At 62.6% G+C, this 25,349-nt stretch carries 20 protein-coding genes and 1 tRNA gene; 14 read left to right on the top strand and 7 right to left on the bottom strand.

Features of this window, described 5'->3' with window-relative positions:
- The 3 genes from ACORLH_RS04250 to ACORLH_RS04240 form a co-directional block, all read right to left on the bottom strand.
- On the bottom strand, positions 1 to 627 hold the full coding sequence (locus ACORLH_RS04250) for a hypothetical protein (RefSeq protein WP_321831364.1): 627 nt from the start codon (positions 625 to 627) through the stop codon (positions 1 to 3).
- Positions 608 to 1,819: a tyrosine-type recombinase/integrase gene (locus tag ACORLH_RS04245; RefSeq protein ID WP_321831363.1), complete on the bottom strand. Its 1,212-nt coding sequence runs from the start codon at positions 1,817 to 1,819 to the stop codon at positions 608 to 610. The genes ACORLH_RS04250 and ACORLH_RS04245 overlap by 20 nt, the downstream gene beginning before the upstream one ends.
- A gap of 142 nt (positions 1,820 to 1,961) precedes the next feature.
- Positions 1,962 to 2,051 (bottom strand) — tRNA-Ser (locus ACORLH_RS04240).
- Between the two features lie 305 nt (positions 2,052 to 2,356).
- On the opposite strand from ACORLH_RS04240, the gene ACORLH_RS04235 reads away from it, so the two are divergent.
- The 7 genes from ACORLH_RS04235 to ACORLH_RS04205 all read left to right on the top strand — a co-directional run bounded on the left by ACORLH_RS04235 (position 2,357) and on the right by ACORLH_RS04205 (position 8,927).
- A complete protein-coding gene (locus ACORLH_RS04235; RefSeq protein WP_321831362.1) occupies positions 2,357 to 3,250 on the top strand; it encodes an SPOR domain-containing protein in 894 nt (297 codons plus the stop codon).
- Positions 3,251 to 3,304: 54 nt separating this feature from the next.
- Positions 3,305 to 4,474 carry a D-alanyl-D-alanine carboxypeptidase family protein gene (locus tag ACORLH_RS04230; RefSeq protein ID WP_420719798.1) on the top strand — a complete coding sequence of 390 codons (1,170 nt, stop codon included), beginning with the start codon at positions 3,305 to 3,307 and terminating at the stop codon, positions 4,472 to 4,474.
- Positions 4,471 to 5,112, top strand: a complete 642-nt coding sequence (gene tmk / locus ACORLH_RS04225; RefSeq protein WP_321831361.1) for a dTMP kinase — start codon at positions 4,471 to 4,473, stop codon at positions 5,110 to 5,112. Before ACORLH_RS04230 ends, tmk begins: the two co-directional genes overlap by 4 nt.
- Before the next feature lie 3 nt (positions 5,113 to 5,115).
- On the top strand, positions 5,116 to 6,237 hold the full coding sequence (locus ACORLH_RS04220; protein ID WP_321831360.1) for a DNA polymerase III subunit delta': 1,122 nt from the start codon (positions 5,116 to 5,118) through the stop codon (positions 6,235 to 6,237).
- 24 nt (positions 6,238 to 6,261) lie between these two features.
- Positions 6,262 to 7,068 (top strand): TatD family hydrolase, encoded by an 807-nt coding sequence (locus ACORLH_RS04215; protein WP_321831359.1) that lies wholly within the window; start codon positions 6,262 to 6,264, stop codon positions 7,066 to 7,068.
- A complete protein-coding gene (locus ACORLH_RS04210; RefSeq protein ID WP_321831358.1) occupies positions 7,068 to 7,865 on the top strand; it encodes an MBL fold metallo-hydrolase in 798 nt (265 codons plus the stop codon). Before ACORLH_RS04215 ends, ACORLH_RS04210 begins: the two co-directional genes overlap by 1 nt.
- 132 nt (positions 7,866 to 7,997) lie before the next feature.
- On the top strand, positions 7,998 to 8,927 hold the full coding sequence (locus tag ACORLH_RS04205; RefSeq protein WP_321831357.1) for an AEC family transporter: 930 nt from the start codon (positions 7,998 to 8,000) through the stop codon (positions 8,925 to 8,927).
- On the opposite strand, the gene ACORLH_RS04200 is transcribed toward ACORLH_RS04205, so the two are convergent.
- From ACORLH_RS04200 to ACORLH_RS04190, 3 genes are read right to left on the bottom strand one after another with little or no spacing between them, the layout of a single operon-like run.
- A complete protein-coding gene (locus ACORLH_RS04200) occupies positions 8,924 to 9,739 on the bottom strand; it encodes a metal ABC transporter permease (protein ID WP_321831356.1) in 816 nt (271 codons plus the stop codon). The genes ACORLH_RS04205 and ACORLH_RS04200 overlap by 4 nt on opposite strands.
- Positions 9,739 to 10,563 (bottom strand): metal ABC transporter ATP-binding protein, encoded by an 825-nt coding sequence (locus ACORLH_RS04195; protein ID WP_321831355.1) that lies wholly within the window; start codon positions 10,561 to 10,563, stop codon positions 9,739 to 9,741. Before ACORLH_RS04195 ends, ACORLH_RS04200 begins: the two co-directional genes overlap by 1 nt.
- Entirely contained in the window at positions 10,563 to 11,093 is a 531-nt protein-coding gene (locus ACORLH_RS04190; protein ID WP_321831354.1) for a transcriptional repressor, read from the bottom strand. The genes ACORLH_RS04195 and ACORLH_RS04190 overlap by 1 nt, the downstream gene beginning before the upstream one ends.
- 96 nt (positions 11,094 to 11,189) lie before the next feature.
- On the opposite strand from ACORLH_RS04190, the gene ACORLH_RS04185 reads away from it, so the two are divergent.
- The 4 genes from ACORLH_RS04185 to ACORLH_RS04170 all read left to right on the top strand — a co-directional run bounded on the left by ACORLH_RS04185 (position 11,190) and on the right by ACORLH_RS04170 (position 19,077).
- Positions 11,190 to 12,404 (top strand): zinc ABC transporter substrate-binding protein, encoded by a 1,215-nt coding sequence (locus ACORLH_RS04185; protein ID WP_321831353.1) that lies wholly within the window; start codon positions 11,190 to 11,192, stop codon positions 12,402 to 12,404.
- A 158-nt stretch (positions 12,405 to 12,562) separates the two neighbouring features.
- The gene (locus tag ACORLH_RS04180; protein ID WP_321831352.1) at positions 12,563 to 14,386 is read left to right on the top strand and encodes an autotransporter assembly complex protein TamA; all 1,824 of its coding nucleotides are present in this window, start codon (positions 12,563 to 12,565) and stop codon (positions 14,384 to 14,386) included.
- Entirely contained in the window at positions 14,386 to 18,114 is a 3,729-nt protein-coding gene (locus ACORLH_RS04175; RefSeq protein ID WP_321831351.1) for a translocation/assembly module TamB domain-containing protein, read from the top strand. The genes ACORLH_RS04180 and ACORLH_RS04175 overlap by 1 nt, the downstream gene beginning before the upstream one ends.
- Before the next feature lie 153 nt (positions 18,115 to 18,267).
- Positions 18,268 to 19,077 (top strand): carbohydrate ABC transporter permease, encoded by an 810-nt coding sequence (locus ACORLH_RS04170; RefSeq protein ID WP_321831350.1) that lies wholly within the window; start codon positions 18,268 to 18,270, stop codon positions 19,075 to 19,077.
- Here the strand turns inward: ACORLH_RS04170 and ACORLH_RS04165 are convergent.
- Entirely contained in the window at positions 19,064 to 19,705 is a 642-nt protein-coding gene (locus ACORLH_RS04165) for an HAD-IA family hydrolase (protein WP_321831348.1), read from the bottom strand. The genes ACORLH_RS04170 and ACORLH_RS04165 overlap by 14 nt on opposite strands.
- Positions 19,706 to 19,825: 120 nt before the next feature.
- Here ACORLH_RS04165 and ACORLH_RS04160 point away from each other — a divergent pair, with 120 nt between their 5' ends.
- Genes ACORLH_RS04160 through ACORLH_RS04150 form a run of 3 tightly spaced genes read left to right on the top strand, consistent with a single transcriptional unit; the run spans position 19,826 to position 25,336 of the window.
- Positions 19,826 to 20,509, top strand: a complete 684-nt coding sequence (locus ACORLH_RS04160) for a hypothetical protein (RefSeq protein ID WP_321831347.1) — start codon at positions 19,826 to 19,828, stop codon at positions 20,507 to 20,509.
- A complete protein-coding gene (locus ACORLH_RS04155) occupies positions 20,415 to 21,926 on the top strand; it encodes a DNA polymerase Y family protein (protein ID WP_321831346.1) in 1,512 nt (503 codons plus the stop codon). Before ACORLH_RS04160 ends, ACORLH_RS04155 begins: the two co-directional genes overlap by 95 nt.
- Positions 21,923 to 25,336, top strand: coding sequence for an error-prone DNA polymerase (locus ACORLH_RS04150; RefSeq protein WP_321831345.1), 3,414 nt, complete (start codon positions 21,923 to 21,925; stop codon positions 25,334 to 25,336). The genes ACORLH_RS04155 and ACORLH_RS04150 overlap by 4 nt, the downstream gene beginning before the upstream one ends.
- Positions 25,337 to 25,349: the final 13 nt, after the last annotated feature.

Genomic DNA, 25,349 nt, shown 5'->3' with positions numbered 1-25,349 from the left:
CTAACGGTCTGAAACATATAAGAAAGAAATCTGCTCTTGCGGATCTACATATGAAGCATTTGTGCCCTTAGGGCAGTTGGTGCTGAGCCCCAATCGAATGCGCTCAGCCAGTTGCAGCACATGCGCGCGCATCTCTGGGTGTTCCTCAACGTAGTCCATGGCCATGCCCAAATGCACAACACCACGGTACCGTTTCCAAATTTTACGCAGAACGTCGAGGTCTTTTGCGCCACGGACCCCCATGTCGCGGGCGTAGTCCGAGGTCTGCTCCAGCAAGCCGCCAGCGACCTGCAGCCCCTGGAACCTCCGGGCTTGAATGCTGTCCCAGACCTTCTTGCCAATGAACTCAGCGATATTGAGGTGGCGCTCATTCTTGCTCTCATACCTCTGGGCAATCTCATGGAACGCATGGGCCGCCTCATAACGAGGCGGTGCGGTGGTTGCGGCCCACCGTACAAACTGAGGACTCGACGCCTCAGTGATCGGAAAGCTGTCCAACCCCATACTGACTACCTCGTGTCGCATCACCTCGATTGCGCTCAGACGATCTGCTGCCGTCGCCTCACTGAGCGCCATGCGAAACAGTCCCAGAGCGGCGCATTGAGGTTCATTCAGTCGTACTTGCATTAGATTGCTCTCCGCTGATCCCTGATGTGACGTATCGCGACCACAGGCGCATCAAGTCCCGCCGCTTTTCCAAGAGGTCGGATCTCGCATAAGCGCGCTCCACTTCGGAGCCGACGCTGTGCGCCAGGCTCTTCTCCGCAACCTCACGCGGCACATTCGCAACCTCGGCCGCCCAATCCCGAAAGGTGGAGCGGAAGCCATGCACCGTTACCCCCTCAACCTGCATCCGCCGGAGCAGCATGAGCATCGACATGTTGGAGAGCGGCTGATGGCGTTTCTGTCCTTCAAAAACATAGTCTGACTGCAGCGCCTTGAGCGGTTCCAGGATCGCAAACATCTCATCCGTCAGCGGCACACGGTGCTCTTCACCGGTCTTCATCCGCTCCGCTGGGCAGATCCAAAGGCGCTGGTCAAAATCCAACTCCGCCCAGCGCAGACCCAGAACCTCGCCGGTGCGCGATCCGGTAAGGCATGTGAACATCAGCGCATTGGCAGACATGGCCTTCTTGCGCTTCAGCGCGGCGTAAAAGGCAGGAACATCCTGCCAGCGCATCGCCTCATGGTGTTTGGGCTTGGCCTTCACTTTGGGCAAGACCTGCCCCTCTTTGATGGCGGTGACCGGGTTCTCCCCAGACCGGAACCCTTTAGATCTGGCAACATCCAAGACAATCTTGATCCGCTGCGCCAGCCGCCGAGCGGTTTCATGTTTCTCTGTCCAGATTGGGGAAAGGCACATCAGCACCTCAGGCTGACCGATACTGTCCACCGGCATGCGTCCGATTTTGGGGAAGGCGTAGTCGCGCAGCGTGTTGATCCATTGCGCGCCGTGTTTGGCGTTTTTCCAGGTGGGCAGGCGTTCAATATGCACCTGTTGGGCCACTTCCTCGAAATTCGGTATCTCGCGCGTGGCATCGTAGCGCGGATTGAGACCCTGCTTGGCCATCCGTCGATACTCCAGCGCCCGCTCGCGTGCTTGAGGCAGGGTCACCAGTTCTGCACTGCCCAGACCAAAGTCAGTTCGCAGCGGCCCACCGCGTCGATTCTTCTGACCCTTAACAACCACCCGAACGATCCAGCGCCGGGCACCGGAAGGGTCAACAACCAAGTACAGCCCATTGCCATCGCCATGCCGCCCAGCGCCAAGGGTCTCCACGAGTTTTTTTGTCAGCTTGCCAGAGAGCGCCAAATCCATACCACATATTATACCACCCAATGAACAGGATTACGCACAATTGTCGACAATTCAAGAAAATCCGCAAATCGCGCCAAGACCAGACAAACAAAAGAAAAAGGCCGCTGAAAGCGGCCCATTCAGATCAAATAAAAATGTAAGATGGCGGAGGAGGTGGGATTCGAACCCACGGTAGACTTTCACCTACGTCGGTTTTCAAGACCGGTGCATTCAACCACTCTGCCACTCCTCCGACGTGGAGGGATTTAACGATAGCGAATTGATTCTAAAAGGGTGAAGCGCGCGGAAAAATCAAATCTTGTGAAGTTCGGCATGTTGACCCCACGCATCGCCTGCCCCTTTACCTGTCACCGCAGATCAAACAACGGTCACCGAAATGGGGAAACTTGCCGATGCCGCTAGGCTGCTTGGCTTGTGCCTTTCCTTGTGAAGCACATGTCGTTAAGCTGCTTTTTGAGGTGGCCGCCCACTGGGCTTGCGAAGACCGGAAACAACCGGCGCGCAGCAGCGGGCGACGGACAAAGGCGAGAGAGACAGATGACCAATACCACAGCAGCGCGCCCACATTCTGCGCGGATCAGAACGGGGCTGGTGTTTGCCGGTCTGACCCTTGCCCTCAGCGCCTGTCAGGATGGCGCGCAAGGCCCGAAATTCAACCTGTTCAAAAAGGCACCGGAACAAACTGGCGATGCACAATCCGTCACCTTGGTGGAGCGTGACATTGAAGCCCCCGATGTGTTCCAGCAGACCGAAGCAGGCCTGTGGGATGGCCGCCCGTCGCTGGGCGGTGTTTGGGTGGCGCATCCGGATGTGGCCGACCCTGAGCGGGTGATCATCCGCAATGAAGCGAACGGAAAATTTGTGATCGGGGCGCTGTTCCGCCGCGAACGGGCCAATCCGGGACCGCGGTTCCAGGCCTCCTCTGACGCGGCGGCTGCCCTGTCGATGCTGGCCGGCCAACCGGTGGAATTGAGCGTTACCGCGCTGCGCCGCGAAGAAGTGCCAAGCGAGGCGCCTGTTGCCCCGCCTGCCGATCAGGTCGCTGCCGCAGCGCAGCCGATCGAAGAAACCACGCTGGATCCGATCAGCTCCGCCTCCGCGGCGATTGATGCGGCAGAGGCCAAAGAAACCGGGGTGGAAACAGCCAAGGCTGAGCCAGCGCCTGCCGCCAAGCCGGCAGCGCCTGCGGTATCGTCACTGGACAAACCCTATCTGCAGATCGGCATCTTCTCGGTGAAAGGCAACGCCCAGAAAGCGGCCAACCAGATGGAAGCCTCGGGCATGCCTTCGGTGATCAAAGAGGCCAGCCTGAAGGGCAAAACCTACTGGCGTGTTCTGGTCGGCCCGGCGCAGTCCATCGCCGCCCGCACCAGCCTCTTGAGCCAAATCAAAGCCAAAGGCTTCACCGATGCCTATGCGGTGCGCAACTGATCCGGCAAGGATCGGCGCGCGTACCCTCACAATGACCAAGACGGAGGCAGATACATGATCTCTCTGCTGCGAAACTCCCTCAGTGGGGCCGTGATGGCGCTGCTGCTGCTCGGGCCGGCGCAGGCCTTTGAAACCCGTGCCAAATCGGCCTTTGTGGTGGATCTGAGAACCAGCACGGTTCTGCTGAACAAAAACGCCGATGTGCCGCTACCACCGGCGTCGATGTCCAAACTGATGACGCTCTACATCGCGTTTGAGGCCCTGAAAGATGGCCGCCTGACACTGGACGAAGAGCTGCCCGTGTCGGAACACGCGATGAGCTATGGCGGCTCCACCATGTTTTTGGACACCACCGACCGGGTCCGGGTTGAGGATCTGATCCGCGGCATCATCGTGCTGTCTGGAAATGACGCCTGCGCGGTGATCGCCGAAGCGCTGAGCCCGAACGGAACCGAGGCCGGGTTTGCCCGCTACATGACGCAGCGCGCGCAGAAGATGGGGATGACCAATTCGACCTTTGCCAATTCCAACGGCTGGCCGGCGGCAGGGCATCGCATGTCGACCCGTGATCTGGCGCTGTTGGCGACCCGGCTGATTGAGGATTTCCCGCAGTATTACCCGCTGTTTGCCGAGCGTGAGTTTGCCTTTGACGGGCGGGCGCCGCAAAACACCCGCAACCGTAACCCCTTGTTGGGGCTGGGCATTGGTGCGGATGGTCTGAAAACGGGTCATACGCAGGAAGCAGGCTACGGCTTGGTAGGCTCCTCCATGCAGGGGGATCGCCGCATTGTCTTTGTGGTTTCGGGACTGGACAGCACCAAAGCCCGCGCCGAAGAGGCTGAGGCGATTGTGAACTGGTCCTTTCGCCAGTTCGTGCTGCGCGACGTCGCCAAAGAGGGCGCCGTGATTGCCGAGGCTGACGTTTGGATGGGCGCGGCCCCGCGGGTTGGCCTGACACCGGCTGCCGATATCTCGGCCCTGCTGCCCGCCATTGGTGGTGACGCGATGCAGGCCGAAGTGGTCTATAAAGGCCCGATCGAGGCCCCGATCCGTCAGGGTCAGGTACTGGCGGAGCTGATCCTGAAGCCGGAAGGCCTGGAAGAGGTGTCTTACCCGCTGGTGGCGGACAAAGACGTCCCGGTGGGTGGCTTCGTGACCCGTGTGGGCACTGCGGCCAAGGCGCTGTTGCGCCGGTTGGAACAGGGGCCTGAGGGCGCATCGTGACCAAGACATCAAAGACCGGCCTTTTCATCAGCTTTGAAGGCATCGACGGGTCGGGGAAATCGACCCAATGCCGCCGCCTTGCTGCTATGTTGGAGGCAAAAGGCCATGAGGTCGTGCTGACGCGGGAACCCGGCGGCTCTGCCGGGGCGGAGGAAATCCGCGCGCTTGTGCTGCAGGGCGATCCTGACCGCTGGTCGGCCGAGACCGAAATCCTGCTGTTCACCGCCGCACGCCGCGACCATCTGGAGCGGACCATCCTGCCCGCGCTGGCCGCTGGCAAAGTGGTGATCTGTGACCGCTTTGCCGACAGCACCCGGATGTATCAGGGCTTGAGCCGCGGCGATCTGCGCGGCACCGTCGATCAGCTGCACAGCCTGATGATCGGGCGCGAACCTGACCTGACCGTTCTGATCGACATGGACCCCGAAGAAGGCCTATCACGCGCCCTGTCGCGCCAGGGGGTTGAGGAACGCTTTGAAAGCTTTGGCGCAGATCTGCAAAAGCAGATGCGCGCAGGTTTCCTGTCACTGGCAGAAGAATTTGCCGACCGGTTCCGCATCATCGATGGCGCCCGCGATATGGACGCGGTGGCAGCGGATGTGCTTGCGACGGCTGAGGCCGCGCTGGCTGAGGCGTAAGCGATGGCTGAGGTTGAGCTGCCAGAACCAGACCGGGTGGATGGGGCGCCGCATCCGCGTGAAACCCAGCGGATTTTCGGGCAGGATGCGGCCCAGGCTGAATTCCTGCAGGCGTTTAATTCCGGTCGTTTGCATCATGGCTGGTTGATCACCGGCCCTAAAGGGGTCGGCAAAGCCACGCTGGCTTGGCAGATCGCCCGGTTCCTGCTGACCCAGCCGATTGAGCAGAGCGCCGGTCTGTTTGGCGCGCCCGAGCCGCCCACCAGCCTGGCAATCCCGCCCGATCATCCGGTCGAAGCCCGTATTCAGGCGATGTCAGAGCCGGGCCTGTTCCTGCTGCGGCGGGGCCCGAATGAAAAGGGTGACAAGCTGGCGGCAGACATTCTGGTCAAAGAAGTGCGCAAGCTGAAAAACTTCTTTTCGCTATCGGCGGCGGATGGCGGACGCCGGGTGGTGATCGTGGATGCCGCGGATGAGATGAACGTTTCGGCCGCCAACGCCCTGCTGAAAGTGCTGGAAGAGCCGCCTGCAAACACCATCCTGTTGCTGGTCTGCCATCAACCATCCCGCTTGTTGCCCACCATCCGGTCGCGCTGTCGCGAGCTGCGCCTTGCGCCCATGGGACCAGATGCGATGGCTGCAGCCCTGGCACAGGCTGAGGCGCCAGAAGTGGAAAACCCCGCCGCCCTTGCCGAAATTTCCGCCGGATCCGTGGGTGAGGCGATCCGGCTGGTCAATCAGAACGGCCTGGCGATCTATCAGGAGCTGGTGGACCTCTATGGCTCCCTGCCACGGCTGGACCGGTCGCGGGCGCTGAAACTGGCGGAAAGTGCTGCAGCACGCGGGGCGGAGGCCAAATTGGACCTACTGTTTGCCCTGAACGATCTGTTGCTGGCGCGGCTGGCCCGCGCTGGGGCCCTGGGCCAGCCCCCCGCCGTTGAGGTGGCGCGCGGCGAGGCGCAACTGCTGGCACGCCTGTCTTCGACACCCCATCAGGCCCGCGCCTGGGCCGATTTGGCGCAGGATGTGGGCGGGCGCACCCGTCATGGCCGGGCAGTCAATCTTGACCCTGCCGCACTCATCCTAGATACGGTTTTCAAGATACAGAAAACCGCCGCAGGCTAAGGCCGGCGCAGGCAAGAGACCAAGATGACCGAAACCATTCAGATCACTGACAGCCACTGCCACCTCGATTTCCCAGATTTCGATGAAGAGCGCGATCAGATCGTCGCCCGCGCTGTTGAGGCTGGCGTCACCCGCATGGTCACCATCTGCACCAAGCTGGAGGCCGAGCCGCGCGTGCGCGCCATCGCTGAGGCCTATGATCCGGTGTTCTACGCCGCGGGCACCCATCCGATGTCTGCAGCGGAGGTGCCGCTGGTCTCGGTTGAGGATCTGGTCAAGCTGGCCGATCACCCCAAATTTGTTGGCATCGGTGAAAGTGGACTGGACTATCATTACACCGCGGACAGCGCCAAGGTGCAGCAGGAGAGTCTGCTGATCCATATCGAGGCTGCGCGCCGCACCAAACTGCCGCTGATCATTCACGCCCGTTCCGCGGATGAGGATATGGCCCGCATTCTGGAAGGCGAATACCGCAACGGCGCCTATTCCTGCGTGATGCATTGCTACTGTTCCGGCCCTGAGCTGGCGAAAACCGTGTTGGACCTGGGCTTCTACCTGTCGATGTCGGGGATCGCGACCTTCCCGAAATCACAAGAGGTGCGCGATATCTTTGCGAGCGCCCCGGTGGACCGCATTCTGGTGGAAACTGACAGCCCCTATCTGGCCCCCAAGCCGTTCCGCGGCAAACGCAATGAACCGGGCTATTCCATCCACACCGCACAGGTCGGGGCCGAGGTTTTTGGCATGGATTATGCGGATTTCGCCGCCCGCACGCAGGAAAACTTTGACCGGCTGTTCTGGAAGGCCGCCCGCTATGAGGCCGCCGCCTGATGGCTGAGCTGCGGTTTACCATTCTGGGCTGCGGCTCCTCCGGTGGGGTGCCGCGCATTGGCGGCATCTGGGGGGAATGTGATCCAAATAACCCCAAAAACACCCGCCGCCGCTGTTCCATGATGGTAGAGCGCGTGACCGATCAAGGCACCACCCGGGTGCTGATCGACACCACACCCGATATGCGCCTGCAGCTGCTGGATGCCGGCGTTGGTGAGTTGGATGCGGTGCTGTGGACCCATGCCCATGCCGATCACGTGCATGGTTTGGATGACCTGCGCATGGTTGTTTTCAACATGCGCCGCCGCCTGCCCGTCTGGGCGGACGGTGATACCCAAAACGCGCTGCTGTCGCGGTTCGGCTATGCCTTTGTGCAACCCGAGGGCAGCCCCTATCCGCCGATTTTGGACATGCACACCATTGATGGCGATGTGACGATTGAGGGCGCAGGCGGTGCCATCACCTTCACCCCGTTTGAGGTGAACCACGGCAGCATCGACTCGCTGGGCTTCCGGATCAAAGGGCTGGCCTACCTGCCGGATGTGGCCAAGATCCCTGACGACGCCTTGCCCCATTTGGAAGACCTGGATGTCTGGGTGCTGGATGCGCTGCGCCGCTCACCGCACCCGACGCATTTTGATCTGGCCACCGCGCTGGAGTGGATCGAAAAGATGCAACCCAAGCGCGGCGTCTTGACAAATATGCACGTAGATCTTGACTATGAGACGCTGGAAGCCGAAACCGCTGACCATATCTCCGTGGCCTATGACGGTATGGTGATCACACTGCCAGACTAATCTGGGCCTAACCAATCTGCGCCGGACTGATCCGCGCCCGATTGAACTGCCATCGCAGAGTTAAGATCCCAGCGACACCAAAGGGCCGACCCACCACCAGCGCGCCCGGCGCTGCCAAGCAAGGCCCGATCGATGCAAGATCTGTTCAACATCATTCTGCCCGTCTTTCTGGTGATCGGGATCGGCTATCTTGGCACCCGACGCAATTACATCACCGGCGAACAGATCGACGGGCTGGTGAAATACACCCAAAACTTTGCCATCCCCTTCCTCTTGTTTACCGCCATTGCGCGGCTGGATCTGGGGCAGAGTTTTGACTGGCGTTTGCTCACGGCCTTTTACGTTGGCGCAGGCACCAGTTTCGCGCTGGCCGCGCTTGGCACCCGATTGATTTTCAAACGGGCGGGGCCGGATTCTGTTTCAATCGGCTTTATCGGGCTGTTTTCCAACTCGGTCCTGCTGGGGCTGGCGATCACCGAACGCGCCTATGGGGCCGAGGCTTTGGCCTCCAACTTTGCCATTGTCGCGATTCACGCGCCGTTCTGCTACTTCCTGGGCATCACCGTGATGGAGATTGTGCGCGGCCGTGGCCAGGGGATCGGGCGCTTGGTGCTGAACGTGGGCAATGCGATGTTCCGCAATGCGCTGGTCGTGGCCCTGGCGCTGGGGTTTGTTGTTAACCTGACCGGCCTTTTCATCCCGGAACCGGTGCAGGTGGCGTTGGACCTGATCGCACGCACGGCGCTGCCGGCGGCGCTCTTTGGTCTTGGTGGCGTGCTGGTACGCTACCGTCTGGATGGGGATCTGCGGGTCATTGCCTATGTGCTGACGATGTCGCTGGTGTTGCACCCAACCATCGTGATCAGCCTTGGCACCCTGCTGGATCTGGGCGATGCGGCCCTCCGCTCCGCCGTGATCACCGCGGCGATGGCCCCGGGGATCAACACCTATCTGTTTGCATCCATGTATGGCGTCGGCCAGCGGGTTGCGGCCTCATCCGTGTTGATCGGCACGGTGATCAGCATCTTCACCGTCTGGGTCTGGCTGCAGCTGTTACCCTAAGTTCCGGTTTTGCGCAGAGCGTTGCGCAGCCCGTCCCCGATGCTTGCCAGCAGAAAGATCAGTGCTGCGACGCAGACGATGCTGGGCCCGGCGGGCGTGTCAAAGATCAGCGCGCCCTGCAAACCACCAATCACCGACGCCACGCCAATCGCCGCAGCCACCAGCGCCATCGCCTCAGGCGTGCGCACCAGCGGGCGCGCAGCAGCAGGGGGGATAATCAGAAGTGAGGCGATCAGGATAACCCCAACAACCTTGATCGCCACAGCCACCACCACGGCCAGCGCAATGGTCAAAACCAGCTGTTCACGGCGCGGATCGATGCCGCTGGCATGGGCCAGATCCGGGTTCAGCGTCGACACCAGAAGCGCCGACCAGCGCCAGGCCACAAGCGCCAGCACCAGCAAGGCACCGCCCCAGATGATCGCCAGATCCATCCGCCCCACGGCCAGAATATCGCCGAAGAGGTAGGCCATCAGGTCCACCCGCACGCCTTGCAGAAAAGACACCGCCGCCAGACCAAAGGCCAGCGCCGAATGGCTGAGCACCCCCAAGAGTGTATCCATGCCATAGCCCCGCCCTGACAGCGTGGACACCGTCACCGCCATCGCCAAAGCGACGGCCAGAACACCTACAAAAATTGAGATTTCAAAGCCCAGCGCCAGTGCCACCCCAAGGATCGCGGCATGGGCGGTGGCGTCCCCGAAATAGGCCATGCGGCGCCAGACCACAAAACAGCCCAAAGGCGCGGCGGCCAGCATGACACCCAGACCGGCCAGCGTGGCGCGGGCCATGAAACTATCAAGAAGGGACATCAATGTGCCTCCGCATGGGGGTTTGTCGGGGATGTCACGTTTGCATCCGCTTTGGGCGTATGATCGTGGTCATGATGCCCACAATCATGGTCATGCAGGCAGTTGCCTTCGCTGTCGTGCGAATGATCGTGGTCATGACGATAAAGCGCCAGCGCACCGCCTGTGCCAGAGCCAAACAAAGCCCGGTATTCCGGCGCAGAGGCGACGATTTCAGGCGCCCCGTGGCAGCAGACATGACCGTTCAGGCAGATCACCCGATCGCTGGCCGCCATCACCACATGCAATTCATGGCTGACCATCAGAACGGCGCACCCTTTGGCCTGCCGGATCTCTTCGATCTGGCGGTAGAAAGCGGCAGAGCCCGGCTGGTCCAAGCCTTGGGTGGCCTCATCCAGGATCAGCAGATCCGGCTCTTCCAGCATCGCGCGGGCCAGCAGCACCCGCTGAAACTGGCCGCCCGACAGGCGCGCCATCTGGCGATCGGCAAGATCCGGCACCCCGGCCTGTTCCAGCACCTCAAGCGCCCGGGCGCGGGGCAAGCGGCGAGGCAGGCCCAGAAAACGCGCAACTGTGATCGGCAATGTCGGATCGATCTGCAGCTTCTGCGGCACATAGCCGATCCGCAGACCGGGCTTGCGTTTGACCGCCCCGGCCGAAGGCTTCAGCGCCCCGATCACGGTTTTCATCAATGTCGACTTGCCGGAGCCGTTGGGCCCGACAACCGTGACAATTTCCCCCCGGTCGATGTGGAAATCCACGCCGGTCAGGGCCACCGTCGCACCCTGATGCACGGAAGCGTCTGCGATCTCTACAAGGCGGTCCATTATGCTGGTCCTGATGCTGGTCCGGCGTCCACACAGGTGGGGCACAGCCCTTCCAGCTCCACCACGGTTTGCTCAATCTGAAAACCTGCTGCCGCGGCCGCCCTGCCCAGATCCCCTTTGGTGGGGCTGGTGTCTGCTTCAGCAACCTTATTGCACGACCTGCAGATCAGAAACGCCGGTGTGTGCGTGGCGCCAGGATGGGAACAGGCAACAAAGGCATTCAGCCGCTCGACCTTATGGGCGAAACCGTGTTTGACCAGAAAATCAAGCGCCCGGTAGGCCACGGGGGGCTGTGATCCCAGCCCCTCCTCCCGCAGGATGTCGAGGATTTCATAGGCCCCCATCGCGCGATGCTCCGCCAGCAGGATCTCGGCCACGCGCTGACGCACGGGGGTCAGCTTCAACCGCTCAGCAGCGCAATAGTCGACCAATGCCGCCACGCCATCAGCCACGCAATGGGCGTGATCGTGCTGTTCAAAACCTTTGGACGATCCTTGGTCAGAACCGGGCTGTGACATGTCGGTGCTCATGGCTGCTCCTTTACGGGTTAAGAGGGCTTGTAATGTTATGTTATACATTCTACAAGCCCCCGCAAAGTGATGTTATACAATAACAGCGAGAAACCGATGCTGCGCAATTCCCTGACCCTCTCTCTTTCTTCAGCCGCCCTTTTGACGGCAACCACTGCGCTGGCTGACGTGCCGCGTGTGGTGACGGACATTGCCCCTGTTCATGCGCTGGTGGCGCAGGTGATGGGCGATCTTGGCGCGCCTGATTTGCTGGTGGATCCCGGCTCCTCACCGCATTCCTACGCAATGCGGCCGTCGCAGGCGCGTGCCCTGGAAAAAGCGGATCTGGTGTTTTGGATCGGTGAGCCGCTGACCCCCTGGCTGGAAGGCCCGCTGGAAACGCTGGCAGCCAAGGCAGAGACGCTGGAACTGCTGGAAGCGCCCGGCACCATCCAGTTCAATTTCCGCGAATCCGTTGTCTTTGCCCCGGCCGAAGGCGAGGAGCACGATGATCATCACGACGAACATGGTCACGATGAGCATGCAGAACACGATGAACATGCCGAAGGCGATCACGCAGAACATGACGACCATCATGAAGATCATGATCATGATGATGACCACGCGCACAAAGATCATGACGAGCATGAGCACGAAGGGCACGGACATGAAGACGAGCATGCTCACGAAGAAGAGCATGCTGATGAGAAACATGATGATCACGGCCACGACGATCATGATGAGCACGCGGATCATGACGATCATGAAGAAGAGCATGCCGGTCACGATGATCACCACGACCATGGCCACGATCACGACGGGTTGGACCCCCATGCCTGGCTGGACCCGGAAAACGGCCGGATTTGGCTAGGTGTCATTGCCGATAAGCTGAGCGCGCTTGACCCGGAAAATGCCGAAACCTACCGCGCCAACGCCGCCGCCGGGCAGGAGGAACTGGCCCAGCTGATTGGTGAGATTGAGGCCAAGTTGGAACCGCTGGAAGGGCAACGTTTTGTGGTGTTCCACGATGCCTACCAGTATTTCGAAAACCGCTTCCACCTGAAAGCGCTTGGGGCAATCAGCCTCGGCGATGCCGCGGATCCCAGCCCGGCCCGGATTTCGGAAATCCAATCGGCAGTGCGTGACAGCAATGTCACCTGTGCTTTCTCGGAACCGCAGTTCAACCCGCGCCTGATCCGCACCGTCTTCGAAGGTGTTGACGTCAACACCGCAGAACTGGACCCGCTGGGCCTGGCCCAGCCGGAAGGTGCCGCGCTGTACCCCGGGCTGATCCGTGGCCTTGCCGATGCTGTTGCGGGCTGCCTGAAGTAATCACGCATCCCCTTCGCAGGAACAAAACGCCCGCCTCACCCCGGCGGGCGTCTTTTTGCCGAAACACGAATTTGTGGCGTAGTGCTTTGGAAAAGAACGGCCTAGAGTGGGGTCACTGACTTTGATTTGACCTCAGATACACGGTTGCTGCCCCCGTGATGATTAGTTTTCCAAAGCGTCCGCGCCTTGCTGCGTTGGCCCTGCTGCGTCGACCGCTTGCGACGCTGGCGTTTTGCCTGTTCAGCACGGCTGTTTGGGCGGTGGAACCTGTCCGGTTTTCAATGGCGGACGGCAGCGAAGAAGGTCTGGCGAGCAAGCTGCGTTCAGGTTCCCTTTTGCGGCAAACCGAACAGGAAGCAGATCCAACGCCGCTGGATTTCTTTGCTGCTGCCCTTGCCGATTACCGCCGCCTGACTGAGGTGCTCTATGCCAACGGCTACTATTCAGGCACGATCAATATTCGTATCGATGGCCGTGAGGTGGCGCTGATCCCAGCCACCTCACCGCCGCGCGACATCACTGAGATCACGGTGCGTGTCGATCCCGGCAAACCCTTTCGGTTTGGCGCTGCGGAACTGTCACCGCTGCCTGCCGGGGCAACCCTGCCCGAGGCCTTTCGCAGCGGCAAACGCGCCCGGGCCGAGGTTGTGCTTGGCGCCGCTGTCAGCGCCCAGAACGCCTGGCGGGATGCCGGGCATGCCAAGGTCGAGATCGCGCGCGAAGATCTGATCGCCGATCACGCGGCCCAGCGTCTGGATGCGCGTATTCGTCTGGCCCCCGGCCCTGAGGTCAGCTTTGGCAACTTGATCCTCCCCCATGAGAGCATGGTGCGCAGCGACCGGATCATTGATATCGCAGGCCTGCCAAAAGGTGCACGTTATTCCCCAGCCGATATCGAACAGGCCGCCAACCGGCTGCGCCGCACCGGGGCGTTTCGGTCTGTTGCCCTGAGTGAGGCGGAGACCCTGCGGGACGGGGATGTTCTGGACGTGAACGCCGCCGTTGTGGATGCCCTGCCGCGCCGGTTCGGCGCCGGTGTCGAAGTCTCCAACCAGGAAGGCCTGCGGCTGAGCGGCTTCTGGCTGCATCGCAATTTCCTGGGCGGGGCGGAACGTTTTTTTGTGGAGGGCGAGGTGCGCGACATCGGCGCCAACACCAGCCGGACCGACGTGGCCCTTGGCGTGCGGCTGGAACGCCCCGCCAGTTTCGGGGCCGACACCACCGCATTTCTGCGCGGCGATCTGCTGTTTGAACAAGAACCGCTTTACGATCTGGAAACGATTGAGGTGGGCCTTGGCGCCAACCGTATTTTGACCGACCACCTGACTGGTGAAATCGAACTGTCCTTTGGCTACGGGCGGTCAGATGACAGTTTCGGCAAGCGTGAGTTCAGCCTGTTTTCCACCCCGATGGATCTGGAATGGGATCACCGTGACTCGGACCTGGATCCGCAACGCGGCCATTTCGTCAAAGCAGGGCTAACGCCGTACCTTGGCCTCTCCGGCACGGAAAGCGGCGCACAGTTTACCCTGGATGGCCGGATTTACCGCCCGCTGGTCGCAGACCGCATCGTTGCGGCAGCACGGTTGCAATTTGGCTCGGTCAGTGGCTCCAGCCTGTCGGGCACGGCGCCGAACTTCCTGTTTCAGTCCGGTGGCGGTGGCACGGTGCGGGGGCAGCCCTACCAGTCCCTTGGCGTGGATAACGGCGGCACCACCTCAGGCGGGCGCAGTTTCCTTGGTCTGTCGGGTGAGCTGCGCGGCAAGGTCCGCGGCAACATCAGCCTCGTCGGGTTTGCTGATGTGGGTTACATCGGCGCCGAGAGTTTTTATGACGGCACCGGCGAATGGCATGCGGGCGCGGGTCTGGGCCTGCGCTATGACACCGCGGTTGGCCCGATCAGACTGGATGTGGCGACGCCCGTGTCCGGCAGCACCGGCGACGGGGTGCAGGTTTACATCGGTATCGGGCAGGCCTTCTGATGCGGTATGTGCTGATCCCCCTCTTGGTCGCGGCCACGCTGACACCACTGCCAACCAGCGCGCAGGAAGATGACCGCGGCTATCTGGAAGCGCTGCTGGAAGACACGCTGTCCGACGCCGGGCGTAAGATTGACATCATCGGCTTTGAAGGGGCGCTGTCCTCGGTCGCCAGTATTGAGCGGCTGACCATTGCGGACGATCAGGGGATTTGGATCACCCTCGAAGAGGTGGAGCTTGACTGGAAACGCAGCGCCCTGCTGCGGGGCCGGCTGGAGGTCAACAAGCTGAGTGCCAAAACGCTGGACCTCAGCCGGTTGCCAGACATTCCCAGCGACGGCCCAACACCCGAGGCACAGGGGTTCGCTCTGCCGGAATTGCCGGTCTCTGTTGATATTGCCGAATTGGCTATCACCCGCGCGGCCCTGGGGGAACCGGTTCTGGGTCAGGCGATTGAGCTGGGCCTTTCAGGCGCGATGAACCTGGCCGATGGGGCCGGCAGCACCAGCCTGGACATCCGCCGGCAGGACGGCATCACGGGTGAGATCATCCTCACCGCGAACTACATCAATGAGACCCGCGAAGCGGCGATTGATCTGCTGTTGCAGGAGGATGCCAATGGCCTGCTGGCCAGCAAGTTGAACCTGCCCGGCACACCCCCTGTGACCCTGAGGCTGTCAGGGGCTGGTCCGATGACCAACTTTTCGGCCAGCACCACGCTCAGCAGCGATGGGGCCGAACGGTTAAGCGGGGATTTCAGTCTGGGCCTTGATCCGGTTGCCCCGGAACGGCAGGTCTTCAGCGCAGATCTGGGGGGCGATCTCACGCCGCTCTTTGCGCCTGAGTATCGCGATTTCTTCGGCACGGAGCTGTCGCTCACCGCCAATGGCTATGCCCTGAATGATGTGGTGGCCCTGGAAAACATGGCGCTGACCAGCAAGGCGCTGTCCGTTCAGGGCCAGGTCACGCTGCAGGACGGCTGGCCCAGCCTGATCGCTGTCGAAGGCCAGCTGGGTCACGGCGACGGGCGGCCTGTGTTGCTGCCTGTTGCGGGGGCTGGCACCCGGATTGGCAGCGCGCTGTTCCAGCTGACCCATGATGAGGCGATCAGCCCGGACTGGACCCTGGCCGCCAGCCTGACCGATTTTCAAAGCCCGGACCTGCGCCTGCCCGAAACGCAACTGCGGGGCAGCGGCCAGATCATCGACACCCGGATCGAAGGGGCGGTGGATTTCAGCGCAAAGGGTCTGGAGGTTGCAGCCGCTGACCTGGCCCGCGCGCTCGGCAAGGATCTGACGGGCGCTACCACCTTTTCCGTAGGCCAGAATGAGGCGTTGCACCTCAAGGGGCTCAACCTCAGGGGTGAAGACTACAGCCTGACCGGCGATCTGACCCTGTCTTCGCAGGCAGAGGACGGCTGGTCTATTCTGCCGGACGTGCAGCTGAACGCGCAGGATCTCAGCCGGTTTGCAGGATTGGCGGGGCAACCGCTCTCTGGTGCCGCAGATCTGGCCATTGCGGGGCGGGTCAGCCCGTTGGCGGGCAGTTTCGCACTGCAGTTTGACGGCGGCACCACCGATCTGGCACTGGCGCAGCCGCTGCTTGATCCGCTGCTGAAAGGGCGGGCCGATCTGCGTCTGGGCGCTGCGAGGGACAAGACGGGGATCACACTGGATCCGCTGCAGATCACCGCACCGGAGATGGCGCTGAACGGCCGCGCCTCCCTGAAATCCCTTGGCAGCAGCGCCGAGCTTAGCGCCCGGCTGCGCGATCTCAGCCTGTTGCAATCGGGTCTGACGGGGCCAGCCACGGCGGAGCTGAAAGCCGAACAGCTGACGGCGGACAACTGGCAGGTCACGGCGGCATTGAATGGCCCGGAACAGGCCAGCCTGCGCACGGATGTGACGCTGCAGCGCCCCTTGGGGAACAATCCCGCTGTCACCGGCACTGCCGCCGTGCAATTTCCGGATCTGGCCCCCTATGCGCAGCTTGCCAGCCTGCCCATCCCGCTCACCGGTGGCATGTCGTTGGAGCTGACCGGCCGTGGCGAACCGCTACAGCAGGTGTTTGATATCACCGCGACCGCCAAAAGCCGTGACATTGCGATCGGCAACAGCATCGCGGACGCTTTGATGGCGGGGGAGACCACGCTGCAACTGGCGGCCGAGAAGTCAGCGACCAGCCCGATATTGCTGCGTCAGCTTGATCTGCAAGGACAGGAGGTCACCGCCAGCCTCAGCGGCAGCGGTGGGTTTGACAATGCGGATGTGCGCTACACCGCGCGGCTGCGTGATATGGCGCTGCTGGGGGCCGGCATTTCGGGCGCGCTCAGCGCCGAAGGTCGGGCCCGGATGGAAGGCAGCGACTGGCGCATCAACAGCCAGTTGGGCGGCCCCGCAGGTGCGGCGCTGCAAACGCAGGGCACCCTGGCGCAGGATTTCAGCCGCGCCGACCTCAGCGTCACCGGCGCGGTGCCCCTGAGCCTTGCCAACCCGCTGATCCAACCCCGCAGCCTGCGGGGACAGGCCAATCTGGATCTGCGTCTGGCCGGCGCATTAGGGCTGGGGGCAGTGACGGGCCAGATCCGCACCGCCGGGGCGCAGCTGGCACTGCCGACGTTGAAACAAGCGCTGGAAGATATTTCAGGCAGCGTCACCCTGAGCGGCGGTCGCGCCGCGCTGGATCTGACCGCCCGACCGGCCGCTGGGGGCGATCTGCGCCTGTCCGGTCCGGTGTCGCTGGATGCGGCCGTGAACGCGGACCTGTCGCTGGCCCTGCGCAATATCGTTTTGGAAGATCCCAGCCTCTACAGCACCAGCCTTTCGGGCGATCTGGCTGTGAACGGCCCGCTGCTCAGCGGAGGGGCGCGGATCAGCGGCGGGATGGAGCTGGGCCAGACTGAACTGCGCATCGCGGCCAACTCAGCCCCGCGTTTCGCCAGCCTGCCCGGTTTGAAACATCGCAATGAACCCGCCGAAGTGCGTCGGGTGCGCCGTTGGGCCGGGTTGATTGAGACGGAGAGGGCCGCTGTGGGACCTGCCTATGGGCTGGATCTGACCATTTCCGCCCCAGCCCGGGTCTTTGTGCGCGGTCGTGGGCTGGACGCTGAACTGGGCGGCAGCCTGCGGGTGGGCGGCACCAGCCAGCAGGTGATCCCGGAGGGCCAGTTTGATCTGATCCGTGGCCGGATGGACCTGTTGGGCAACCGGCTGAACCTGACCGAGGGGCTGATCCAGCTGCAGGGTGCCTTTGATCCGTTCCTGCGGTTTGTCGCTGAAACCACCACCGATGCGGTCACGGCTGAAATCACCATCGAGGGCCCGGCCAGCGCCCCTGTGCTGCGTTTCACCTCAACGCCTGATCTGCCGGAAGATGAGGTGCTGTCACTGCTGCTCTTTGGCCGTGACCTCAGCACTATTTCACCGCTGCAGGCGGTGCGCCTGGCCGCCGCCATCGCGACGCTTTCGGGCAATGGGGGCAACCTGACCGGGGGCCTGCGTCAGGGGCTGGCGTTGGATGATCTGGATGTCACCACCGATGAAGACGGCGCGACGCAGGCGCGGATCGGCAAATACATCAGTGACAATATCTATACCGAGATCACCGCCGATACCGATGGCAACAACCGGATTGACCTGAACCTGCAACTGAGCCCCAGCGTGACCGCCCGGGGGCGTCTGAACTCGGACGGGGAAACCGGCCTTGGCCTGTTTATTGAGCGGGACTATTGACCCACACCCCGCAGCTATTCCCCCGCGTACCGATGGAACCGGTTGCAATCATTGCGTTATGCGGGTTGAGTGCGGCGAGCTTGCTTGCCTGCGCCCCTGCAGGTCCGGCCCAACATCGCACCAACCCCAAGTAACACCAGTCAAAGACGCAGCATGTCCCGCCCTTCCAAACATCGCCCTTTGTTTCCCAAACAGGGTCTGGACCATCTGATCCTGATCCTCGGCAGCCTGTTCATGCTGGGCCCGCTGGCTGTGGTGCTGCTTGGCTCCCTCAGTACGGCAGGTGATCCGCTGGCGGCCTATCGGCGGATCCTGTTGACCCCAGACCTCTTTGGCAATGGCGTCAATGCCACCGATATGATGATCAACTCCTTCATTGTTGCGGGCGGCATCGCGGGGCTGAAAACGCTGGTCTCCATTCTGGCGGCGTTTGCGCTGGTCTGTTTCAATCTGAGGCACCGCGATCTGATCTTTGGCCTGATCCTGCTGCCGTTGTTTTTCCCGATTGAGACCCGGATTCTGCCGACCTTTCTGGTGACCAGCCAGATGGGATTGGTAAATTCCTACGGTGGGATGATCCTGCCGGTGGTGGCCTCGGGGTTGGGGGTGCTGATCTTCCGCCAGAGCCTCAATCAGATCCCGGCCGAGCTGATGGAGGCCGCGCGCCTCGATGGGGCGGGGCCGCTGCGCTACCTCTTTGACATTCTGCTGCCGGTGTCCCTGCCGATGATCGCGGCGCTGTTTACCATTCTGTTTGTGCTGGGCTGGAACCAATACCTCTGGCCGCTGATGGTGGCGACCACCAGCGAGGAGCACTACACGCTGGTGCGCGGGATTGAACGGGTTGGGGCCGGATCCAGCTCGGGCCAGGCCTTTGCGATGCTGGCGATGCTGCCGCCGCTGGTGCTGATGCTGTTTACCCAACGTTGGATCACCCGCGGGCTGACCCTCAGCTGGAAATAGCCGCGCCCGCAAGCTGGCGGACCAGACCCGGGAAGGCCTGATAGCGTTCAAACCGCGCGACCTTGGGCAGGTGCAGGCCATGTGGATCATGCAAGGCACAGCGCATCCCGGCAGCCTGTGCGGCGGCGACGCCGACCTCGCTATCCTCCACCACCAAAGAGGCCTCAGGCCGGGCGCCCATTGCCTGTGCCGCATGCAGAAACAGATCCGGGTCAGGTTTCCAGCTTTGGATGTCATAAGCGCTGTAGATCCGCCCGCCAAAGAACGGCGCAAGCCCCGTGATTTCCAGCGCGGCGCGGATCTTGGCCTGTGGCCCGCTTGATGCGATGCAAAGCGGCACGTCAAGCTGCGCCAACGCCTCATGCACGCCGGGAAAGGCGGCCAGCGATTGGTAAAACAGCAGCTTCACCTCGGCCCTGTAACGCTCCGCAAACCCTTCGGGCAGCGGTGCGCCAATCATCTGTTCCAGTTCTGCCAGAATGGTGGAAAACCGACGGCCACGAAAACGCGCCACCATCTCATCCTCGGTGAGGGACAGCTGCGGCAGCAGGGTAAGGTAGGCCCTGTTACACAGTGTTTCACTGTCCACAAGCGTGCCGTCCATATCAAATATAATGCAATCAAACATGGCCGCAGGTTAGGCATTGGGCGCCCCCGCAACAAGGCCGCGGGTGTGACCACCCTGCCCTTTTGCCCCTCTTGAATTTTATCGCGACTCGCGCATTTTATGAGAACAAAGAGGAAACATATGTCTGCCGATTTCACCGCTGTTTACCCGCTGAAACGTGGCCGCGCCCATGAGGTTTGCGGCCCCGGCGCGACGTATTTTGCCGCAAGCTGCTGTAATTTAAGCCCGAAACCTTCGATGTGGATCCTACCGGACTGGTCCCATGAGGCGCTGAACCCGGTCGGGCTGGCGCAGTACTGTGATCCCACCCGAATCCTGCTGGCCAAGGCCAAGACCCAAGTGGATCTTCTGGCCGCCGCCGAAGAGGCGCTGCGTTCGAGCGCGATGGGGCTGGTGATCTGTGAGATTTATGAACCGCTGAGCCTGACCCACGGCAGGCGATTGCAACTGGCGGCCGAAGCCGGGCGCACAACCGGGTTGATCGTGATGCCTGAGGGCATGGGCAGCAACGCGGCCGAAACCCGCTGGCATTGCACCCCCCTGGCTGGAACAACGGCCCCCGGGCAAACCGTCCCCGGGAAAACCGCCTCTGCCAATGCGGGAAACCCGCTGCAAAGCGGGCCTGAAAAGGGACTCGACTCGACTCGGCAACGCTGGGATATTATCAAGAACAAATCAGGAACATTAGCAAGCTGGGTCACCGATTGGGATGCAACGTCGCACCGTGTCATTGTGGTTTCCAAGACTGGCGAGCGATCGCGCGCTGCGTCAGCATCCCTTGGGCTGCGCGCAGACCACGGCTGAGCCGCCCTTTGCCCTGACCCTGCGCGAAAGTAACACGGAACGGCTCTATTGTCTCAGCGGGCAGGCTCAGCATCTGGGGTTGATGCAGGGCATGACCCTGTCTGATGCCCGCGCCCTGCGTCCCGATCTGATCACCCGCCCCGCCACGCCCGAGCTGGACCAGCAGTTCCTGCGGGCGCTGGCCCGTTGGGCCGGGCGTTACTGCCCCTGGGTCGGGGTGGAGGGGCGCGATGGGCTGGTGCTGGATGTCAGCGGCTCCACCCATCTGTTTGGCGGCGAGAGTGAGATGCTAGCCGATATGCGGATGCGGCTGACCCGTGCGGGCATTGCGGCCCGGATCGGGTTGGCCGACAGCCGTGGCGCCGCCTGGGCGCTGGCACATTTTGACGAAGGGGTGGCTGCGCCCGGCGATCCCATGCCCGCGCTGCGACCACTGCCGGTGGCGGCGCTGCGGCTGGACGGGCCAACCTGCGTGGCGCTGGAACGGCTGGGGCTGCGCACCATCGGCGATCTGCATGACACGCCGCGTGCGCCGCTCAGCCGCCGTTTTGGCAACGCGGTGCTGATGCGGCTGGATCAGGCGCTTGGGGTGCAGGGCGAACCGCTGACCCCGCTGCCGGACCCGCCGCGCTACGGCGTACGGCTGACCCTGCCCGAACCTATTGGCCTCAGCGCCGATGTGATGGCGGGGCTGGCACGGCTGCTGGAGGGTCTGTGCGGGCGGCTGCGCGCGCAGGATATGGGCGCGCGGGTGTTACAGCTGACACTGCGGCGGGTGGATCAGGCCAGCCAGCAGGTTGAGCTGCGGCTGGCCCGCGCGATGAACGACCCCGCCGTGATCCTGCCGCTGTTTGAACGCGGCGTCAGCGCGGTTGAGGCGGGCTATGGCATTGACCAGCTGCGCCTTGGCGCCCCACGGGTCGAAGCGCTGCCCCCCGCCCAGATCCAAAGCGCCATCCGCCAGAGCGAAGAGGAAGGCGTGGCCAGCCTGATCACCAAACTGGGCACCCGGATTGGGCTGGAAAACGTGCAGCGGTTCCTGCCCGCCGACAGCCATATTCCCGAACGCGCCCATATTCTGGCCGCCACCGCCTTTAGTGAGCCGGCCGAAAAATGGCCCCGCCCCGCCGCCCTGCCGCCACGCCCCCTACGTCTGTTTGCACCAGAACCGATTGGTGGCCGTGCCACCGGACCAGGGCGCGAACCACCGCCCCAATTTCGCTGGCGGGGCATGCGGTTGGAGCGGGTACATGTGGAAGGGCCGGAACGGCTGACGCCGGAATGGTGGCTGCCGTCTGAGGCCTGGCAAAACGGCGTGCGTGATTACTGGCGGGTGGAAACCAGGCAGGGCCGGCGGCTGTGGATGTATCACACACCGCAGAACCCCGGCTGGTTTGTGCAGGGGGAGTTTGCATGACGCCCACCGCCCCAAATACAGCAGACCGCCAGACCACCCGCGCCCTGCCGGTGCCGCCCTATGCAGAACTGGCGGTGACCTCAAACTTCACTTTCCTCACCGGTGCCTCCCACCCCGAGGAGCTGGTCACCCGCGCCGCCGAACTGGGGCTGGAGGCAATTGCCGTCACCGACCGCAACTCACTGGCCGGTGTGGTGCGGGCCTGGTCCGCGTTGAAGGAGTTGAAACGGGCGCAGGAGGAGACGCAGCAAGAAGAGGCAATCCAAATTCGCTCGGAACATCGGGTGGATCAATGTTCGCGTCAGGAAATCGGCCCGCGCAACCCGATCCCAGTCCCGGTGCAGGACGCCCCCGCCCTGCCGCGTCTGATTGTCGGCAGCCGTCTGGTGCTGCGCGACTGCATCCTTGACTGGATCGCCCTGCCCCGCAGCCTGCCCGCCTATGGCCGCCTGTCACGGCTGCTGACACTCGGCAAACGGCGGGCGGAGAAGGGCGAGTGTCATCTGGATCTGGAGGATGTGCTGGCCGCGGGCGAAGATATGATCTTCATCGCCCTGCCGCCCAAGGACCAGCCGCTTGCACAGGCCAGCCGGCCCCTGAAACGGATGGCGCGGCAGTTTCCCGGCCATGTCTATCTGGGGGCCGCACCACGCTATGATGGTAGTGATCAGATGTGGTTTGACCGCTGCGCCCGGCTGGCCCACCACTGCGCCACACCGATGGTGGCGGTGGGCGATGTGCTGATGCACCACGGGTCGCGGCGGCAGCTGGCCGATGTGCTGACCTGTATGCGCGAACATATCACCATTGATGAGATCGGCACCCGCGCCCTGCCCAACAGCGAACGCCGCCTGAAAGGGGCCGCTGATATGGCCCGCCTTTACCGCCGCCACCCGGCTGCGATCCGCCGCGCGGTGGAGATTGCCAACCGCTGCACCTTTGATCTGAGCGAACTGTCCTACAGCTACCCCGATGAGGTCAGCGACAGCGGTGAGGCGCCGCAGGACCGGCTGGCACGGCTGGCCACGGAAGGTCTGCAACGGCGCTACCCCACGGGCGTGCCGGATCATGTGACCGCCTTGAAAGACAAAGAGCTGCGCATGGTCGGCAAGTTGGGCTTTGCCGCCTATTTCCTGACCGTGCATGACATCGTCGCCTATGCCCGCAGCCTCGATATCCTTTGTCAGGGGCGTGGGTCAGCGGCGAACTCGGTCCTGTGTTACGCGCTGGGGATCACCGATGTGGGGCCTGACACGATCACCATGGTGTTTGAGCGGTTCATCTCGGAACATCGCGGGGAACCGCCGGATATTGACGTCGATTTCGAACATGAACGGCGTGAAGAGGTGATCCAGCACATCTATGAAAAATACGGCCGCGAACGGGCGGGCCTCTGTGCCACGGTGATCCATTTCCGGTCCCGCGCGGCGATCCGTGAGGTGGGCAAGGTCATGGGGCTCAGCCAGGATGTGACCGCAGGCCTGTCCAGCCAGATCTGGGGCATGTCCGGCAAGGGACCGGATCCGGACCGGATGCAGGAACTGGGGCTGGATCTGCAGGACCTGCGCCTGCGCCAGACCGTGCGGCTGATCGGCGAGGTCATCGGTTTCCCGCGCCACCTCAGCCAGCATGTCGGCGGTTTTGTCATCACCCGCGGGCGGCTGGATGAGCTGTGCCCGATCGAAAACGCCGCGATGGAGGATCGCACCTGTATCGAGTGGGACAAGGATGACATTGACGCGCTGGGGATCCTGAAAATCGACGTCCTGAGCCTGGGCATGCTGACCTGTATCCGCAAAAGCTTTGACCTGCTGCGCAGTCATGAAGGTCAGAAACTGGCAATAGCCTCGGTCCCGCAGGAGGATCCGGCGACCTATGACATGCTGTGCATTGCCGATGCCATTGGGGTGTTTCAGGTCGAAAGCCGGGCGCAGATGAATTTCCTGCCCCGGATGCGGCCGCGCACCTTCTATGATCTGGTGATTGAGGTGGCGATTGTGCGCCCCGGCCCGATCCAGGGCGACATGGTCCACCCCTATATCAACCGCCGTCAGGGGCGCGAGCAGGTCAGCTTCCCGTCTGAGGCCCTGCGCGAGGTTCTGGGCAAAACCCTTGGCGTGCCGCTGTTTCAGGAACAGGCGATGCAGATCGCCGTGGTGGCAGCAGGTTTCACCGCCGAAGAGGCCGACCGGTTGCGCCGATCGCTGGCCACCTTCCGGCGGATGGGCACCATTGGTACTTTTCGCGATCGCTTTGTGAACGGCATGCTGGAACGCGGCTATGAGGAGGCCTTTGCCCTGCAGTGTTTCGGCCAGATCGAAGGGTTTGGCGAATACGGTTTCCCCGAAAGCCACGCCGCCGCCTTTGCCATGCTGGCCTATGTCTCAGCCTGGTTGAAACGGCACCACCCGGCGATCTTTGCCTGCGCCCTGCTAAACTCCCAACCGATGGGGTTTTACGCCCCGGCCCAGATCGTGCGGGACGCGCGGGAACACCAGATTGAGGTGCGCCCGATCTGCGTCAACAATTCCGATTGGGACAACACGCTGGAACGCCGCCCCGATGGCGCGCTGGCATTGCGGCTGGGATTTCGCCAGATCAAAGGCCTGAAAGAAGAGGATGCCGGCTGGATCGTCGCCGCCCGCGGCAATGGCTACCCCGATCCCCAGAGTCTGTGGCTGCGCGCCGGCATCAAACCCGCCACCCTGGAACGTCTGGCTGAGGCCGATGGCTTTGCCGCGATGGGCCTCAACCGCCGCGATGCGCTGTGGCAGGTGAAAACCATCCGCTCGCCCGCCCCGCTGCCGCTGTTCAACGATCCCTTCGATGGGGAAGGCATCGTGGAGCCGCATGTGGAACTGCCGCAGATGCATCTGGGCGAAGAAGTGGTGGAGGATTACGTCACCACCCGCCTCAGCCTGAAGGCCCACCCGATGGAGCTGATCCGCCCCGATCTGCCCGGCCTGACGCTGCATTCCGACCTGCATCGCGCGCCTTTGGGCAAATGCACCGTCTGCGGGCTGGTCATCACCCGGCAACGGCCCGGCACCGCCTCTGGCGTGATTTTCCTGACGTTGGAGGATGAAACAGGCGTCAGCAACGTGATTGTCTGGCCCAAGATGTATGAACAGTTTCGCGCCGTTGTCATGGGCGGGCGATTGCTGCGGGTCAGCGGGCATTTGCAGCGCGAAGGCATTGTGACCCATCTGATTGCCCATCACATCAGCGATGAATCGCATCGGCTGACCGCCCTTGGCCATCCGCTAGCGCCCGACATTGGCGAAACGCTGCCACAGGCGGATGATGCGCCACGCCCCCCACGCCGCAGCGCAGGCAAACCGCCACGCTCCGGCGCCAGACACCCACGGGAACAGGCGAAACGGCTGTTTCCCAGCCGTGATTTCCATTGAAGCCTTGGCTGGA

It is taken from the genome of Thalassovita sp. (genome assembly GCF_963691685.1).
GTDB lineage: Bacteria > Pseudomonadota > Alphaproteobacteria > Rhodobacterales > Rhodobacteraceae > Thalassobius.
This window is presented reverse-complemented; position numbering and strand designations above follow the sequence as displayed.

Excerpts from the sequence above, each read along its gene's own strand:
- ACORLH_RS04250 (WP_321831364.1), bottom strand. The coding sequence starts at position 627 with ATGCAAGTACGACTGAATGAACCTCAATGCGCCGCTCTGGGACTGTTT.
- ACORLH_RS04245 (WP_321831363.1), bottom strand. The coding sequence starts at position 1,819 with ATGGATTTGGCGCTCTCTGGCAAGCTGACAAAAAAACTCGTGGAGACC.
- ACORLH_RS04235 (WP_321831362.1), top strand. The coding sequence starts at position 2,357 with ATGACCAATACCACAGCAGCGCGCCCACATTCTGCGCGGATCAGAACG.
- ACORLH_RS04230 (WP_420719798.1), top strand. The coding sequence starts at position 3,305 with ATGATCTCTCTGCTGCGAAACTCCCTCAGTGGGGCCGTGATGGCGCTG.
- ACORLH_RS04220 (WP_321831360.1), top strand. The coding sequence starts at position 5,116 with ATGGCTGAGGTTGAGCTGCCAGAACCAGACCGGGTGGATGGGGCGCCG.
- ACORLH_RS04215 (WP_321831359.1), top strand. The coding sequence starts at position 6,262 with ATGACCGAAACCATTCAGATCACTGACAGCCACTGCCACCTCGATTTC.
- ACORLH_RS04210 (WP_321831358.1), top strand. The coding sequence starts at position 7,068 with ATGGCTGAGCTGCGGTTTACCATTCTGGGCTGCGGCTCCTCCGGTGGG.
- ACORLH_RS04205 (WP_321831357.1), top strand. The coding sequence starts at position 7,998 with ATGCAAGATCTGTTCAACATCATTCTGCCCGTCTTTCTGGTGATCGGG.
- ACORLH_RS04200 (WP_321831356.1), bottom strand. The coding sequence starts at position 9,739 with ATGTCCCTTCTTGATAGTTTCATGGCCCGCGCCACGCTGGCCGGTCTG.
- ACORLH_RS04195 (WP_321831355.1), bottom strand. The coding sequence starts at position 10,563 with ATGGACCGCCTTGTAGAGATCGCAGACGCTTCCGTGCATCAGGGTGCG.
- ACORLH_RS04190 (WP_321831354.1), bottom strand. The coding sequence starts at position 11,093 with ATGAGCACCGACATGTCACAGCCCGGTTCTGACCAAGGATCGTCCAAA.
- ACORLH_RS04185 (WP_321831353.1), top strand. The coding sequence starts at position 11,190 with ATGCTGCGCAATTCCCTGACCCTCTCTCTTTCTTCAGCCGCCCTTTTG.
- ACORLH_RS04180 (WP_321831352.1), top strand. The coding sequence starts at position 12,563 with ATGATTAGTTTTCCAAAGCGTCCGCGCCTTGCTGCGTTGGCCCTGCTG.
- ACORLH_RS04175 (WP_321831351.1), top strand. The coding sequence starts at position 14,386 with ATGCGGTATGTGCTGATCCCCCTCTTGGTCGCGGCCACGCTGACACCA.
- ACORLH_RS04170 (WP_321831350.1), top strand. The coding sequence starts at position 18,268 with ATGTCCCGCCCTTCCAAACATCGCCCTTTGTTTCCCAAACAGGGTCTG.
- ACORLH_RS04165 (WP_321831348.1), bottom strand. The coding sequence starts at position 19,705 with ATGTTTGATTGCATTATATTTGATATGGACGGCACGCTTGTGGACAGT.
- ACORLH_RS04160 (WP_321831347.1), top strand. The coding sequence starts at position 19,826 with ATGTCTGCCGATTTCACCGCTGTTTACCCGCTGAAACGTGGCCGCGCC.
- ACORLH_RS04155 (WP_321831346.1), top strand. The coding sequence starts at position 20,415 with ATGCAACGTCGCACCGTGTCATTGTGGTTTCCAAGACTGGCGAGCGAT.
- ACORLH_RS04150 (WP_321831345.1), top strand. The coding sequence starts at position 21,923 with ATGACGCCCACCGCCCCAAATACAGCAGACCGCCAGACCACCCGCGCC.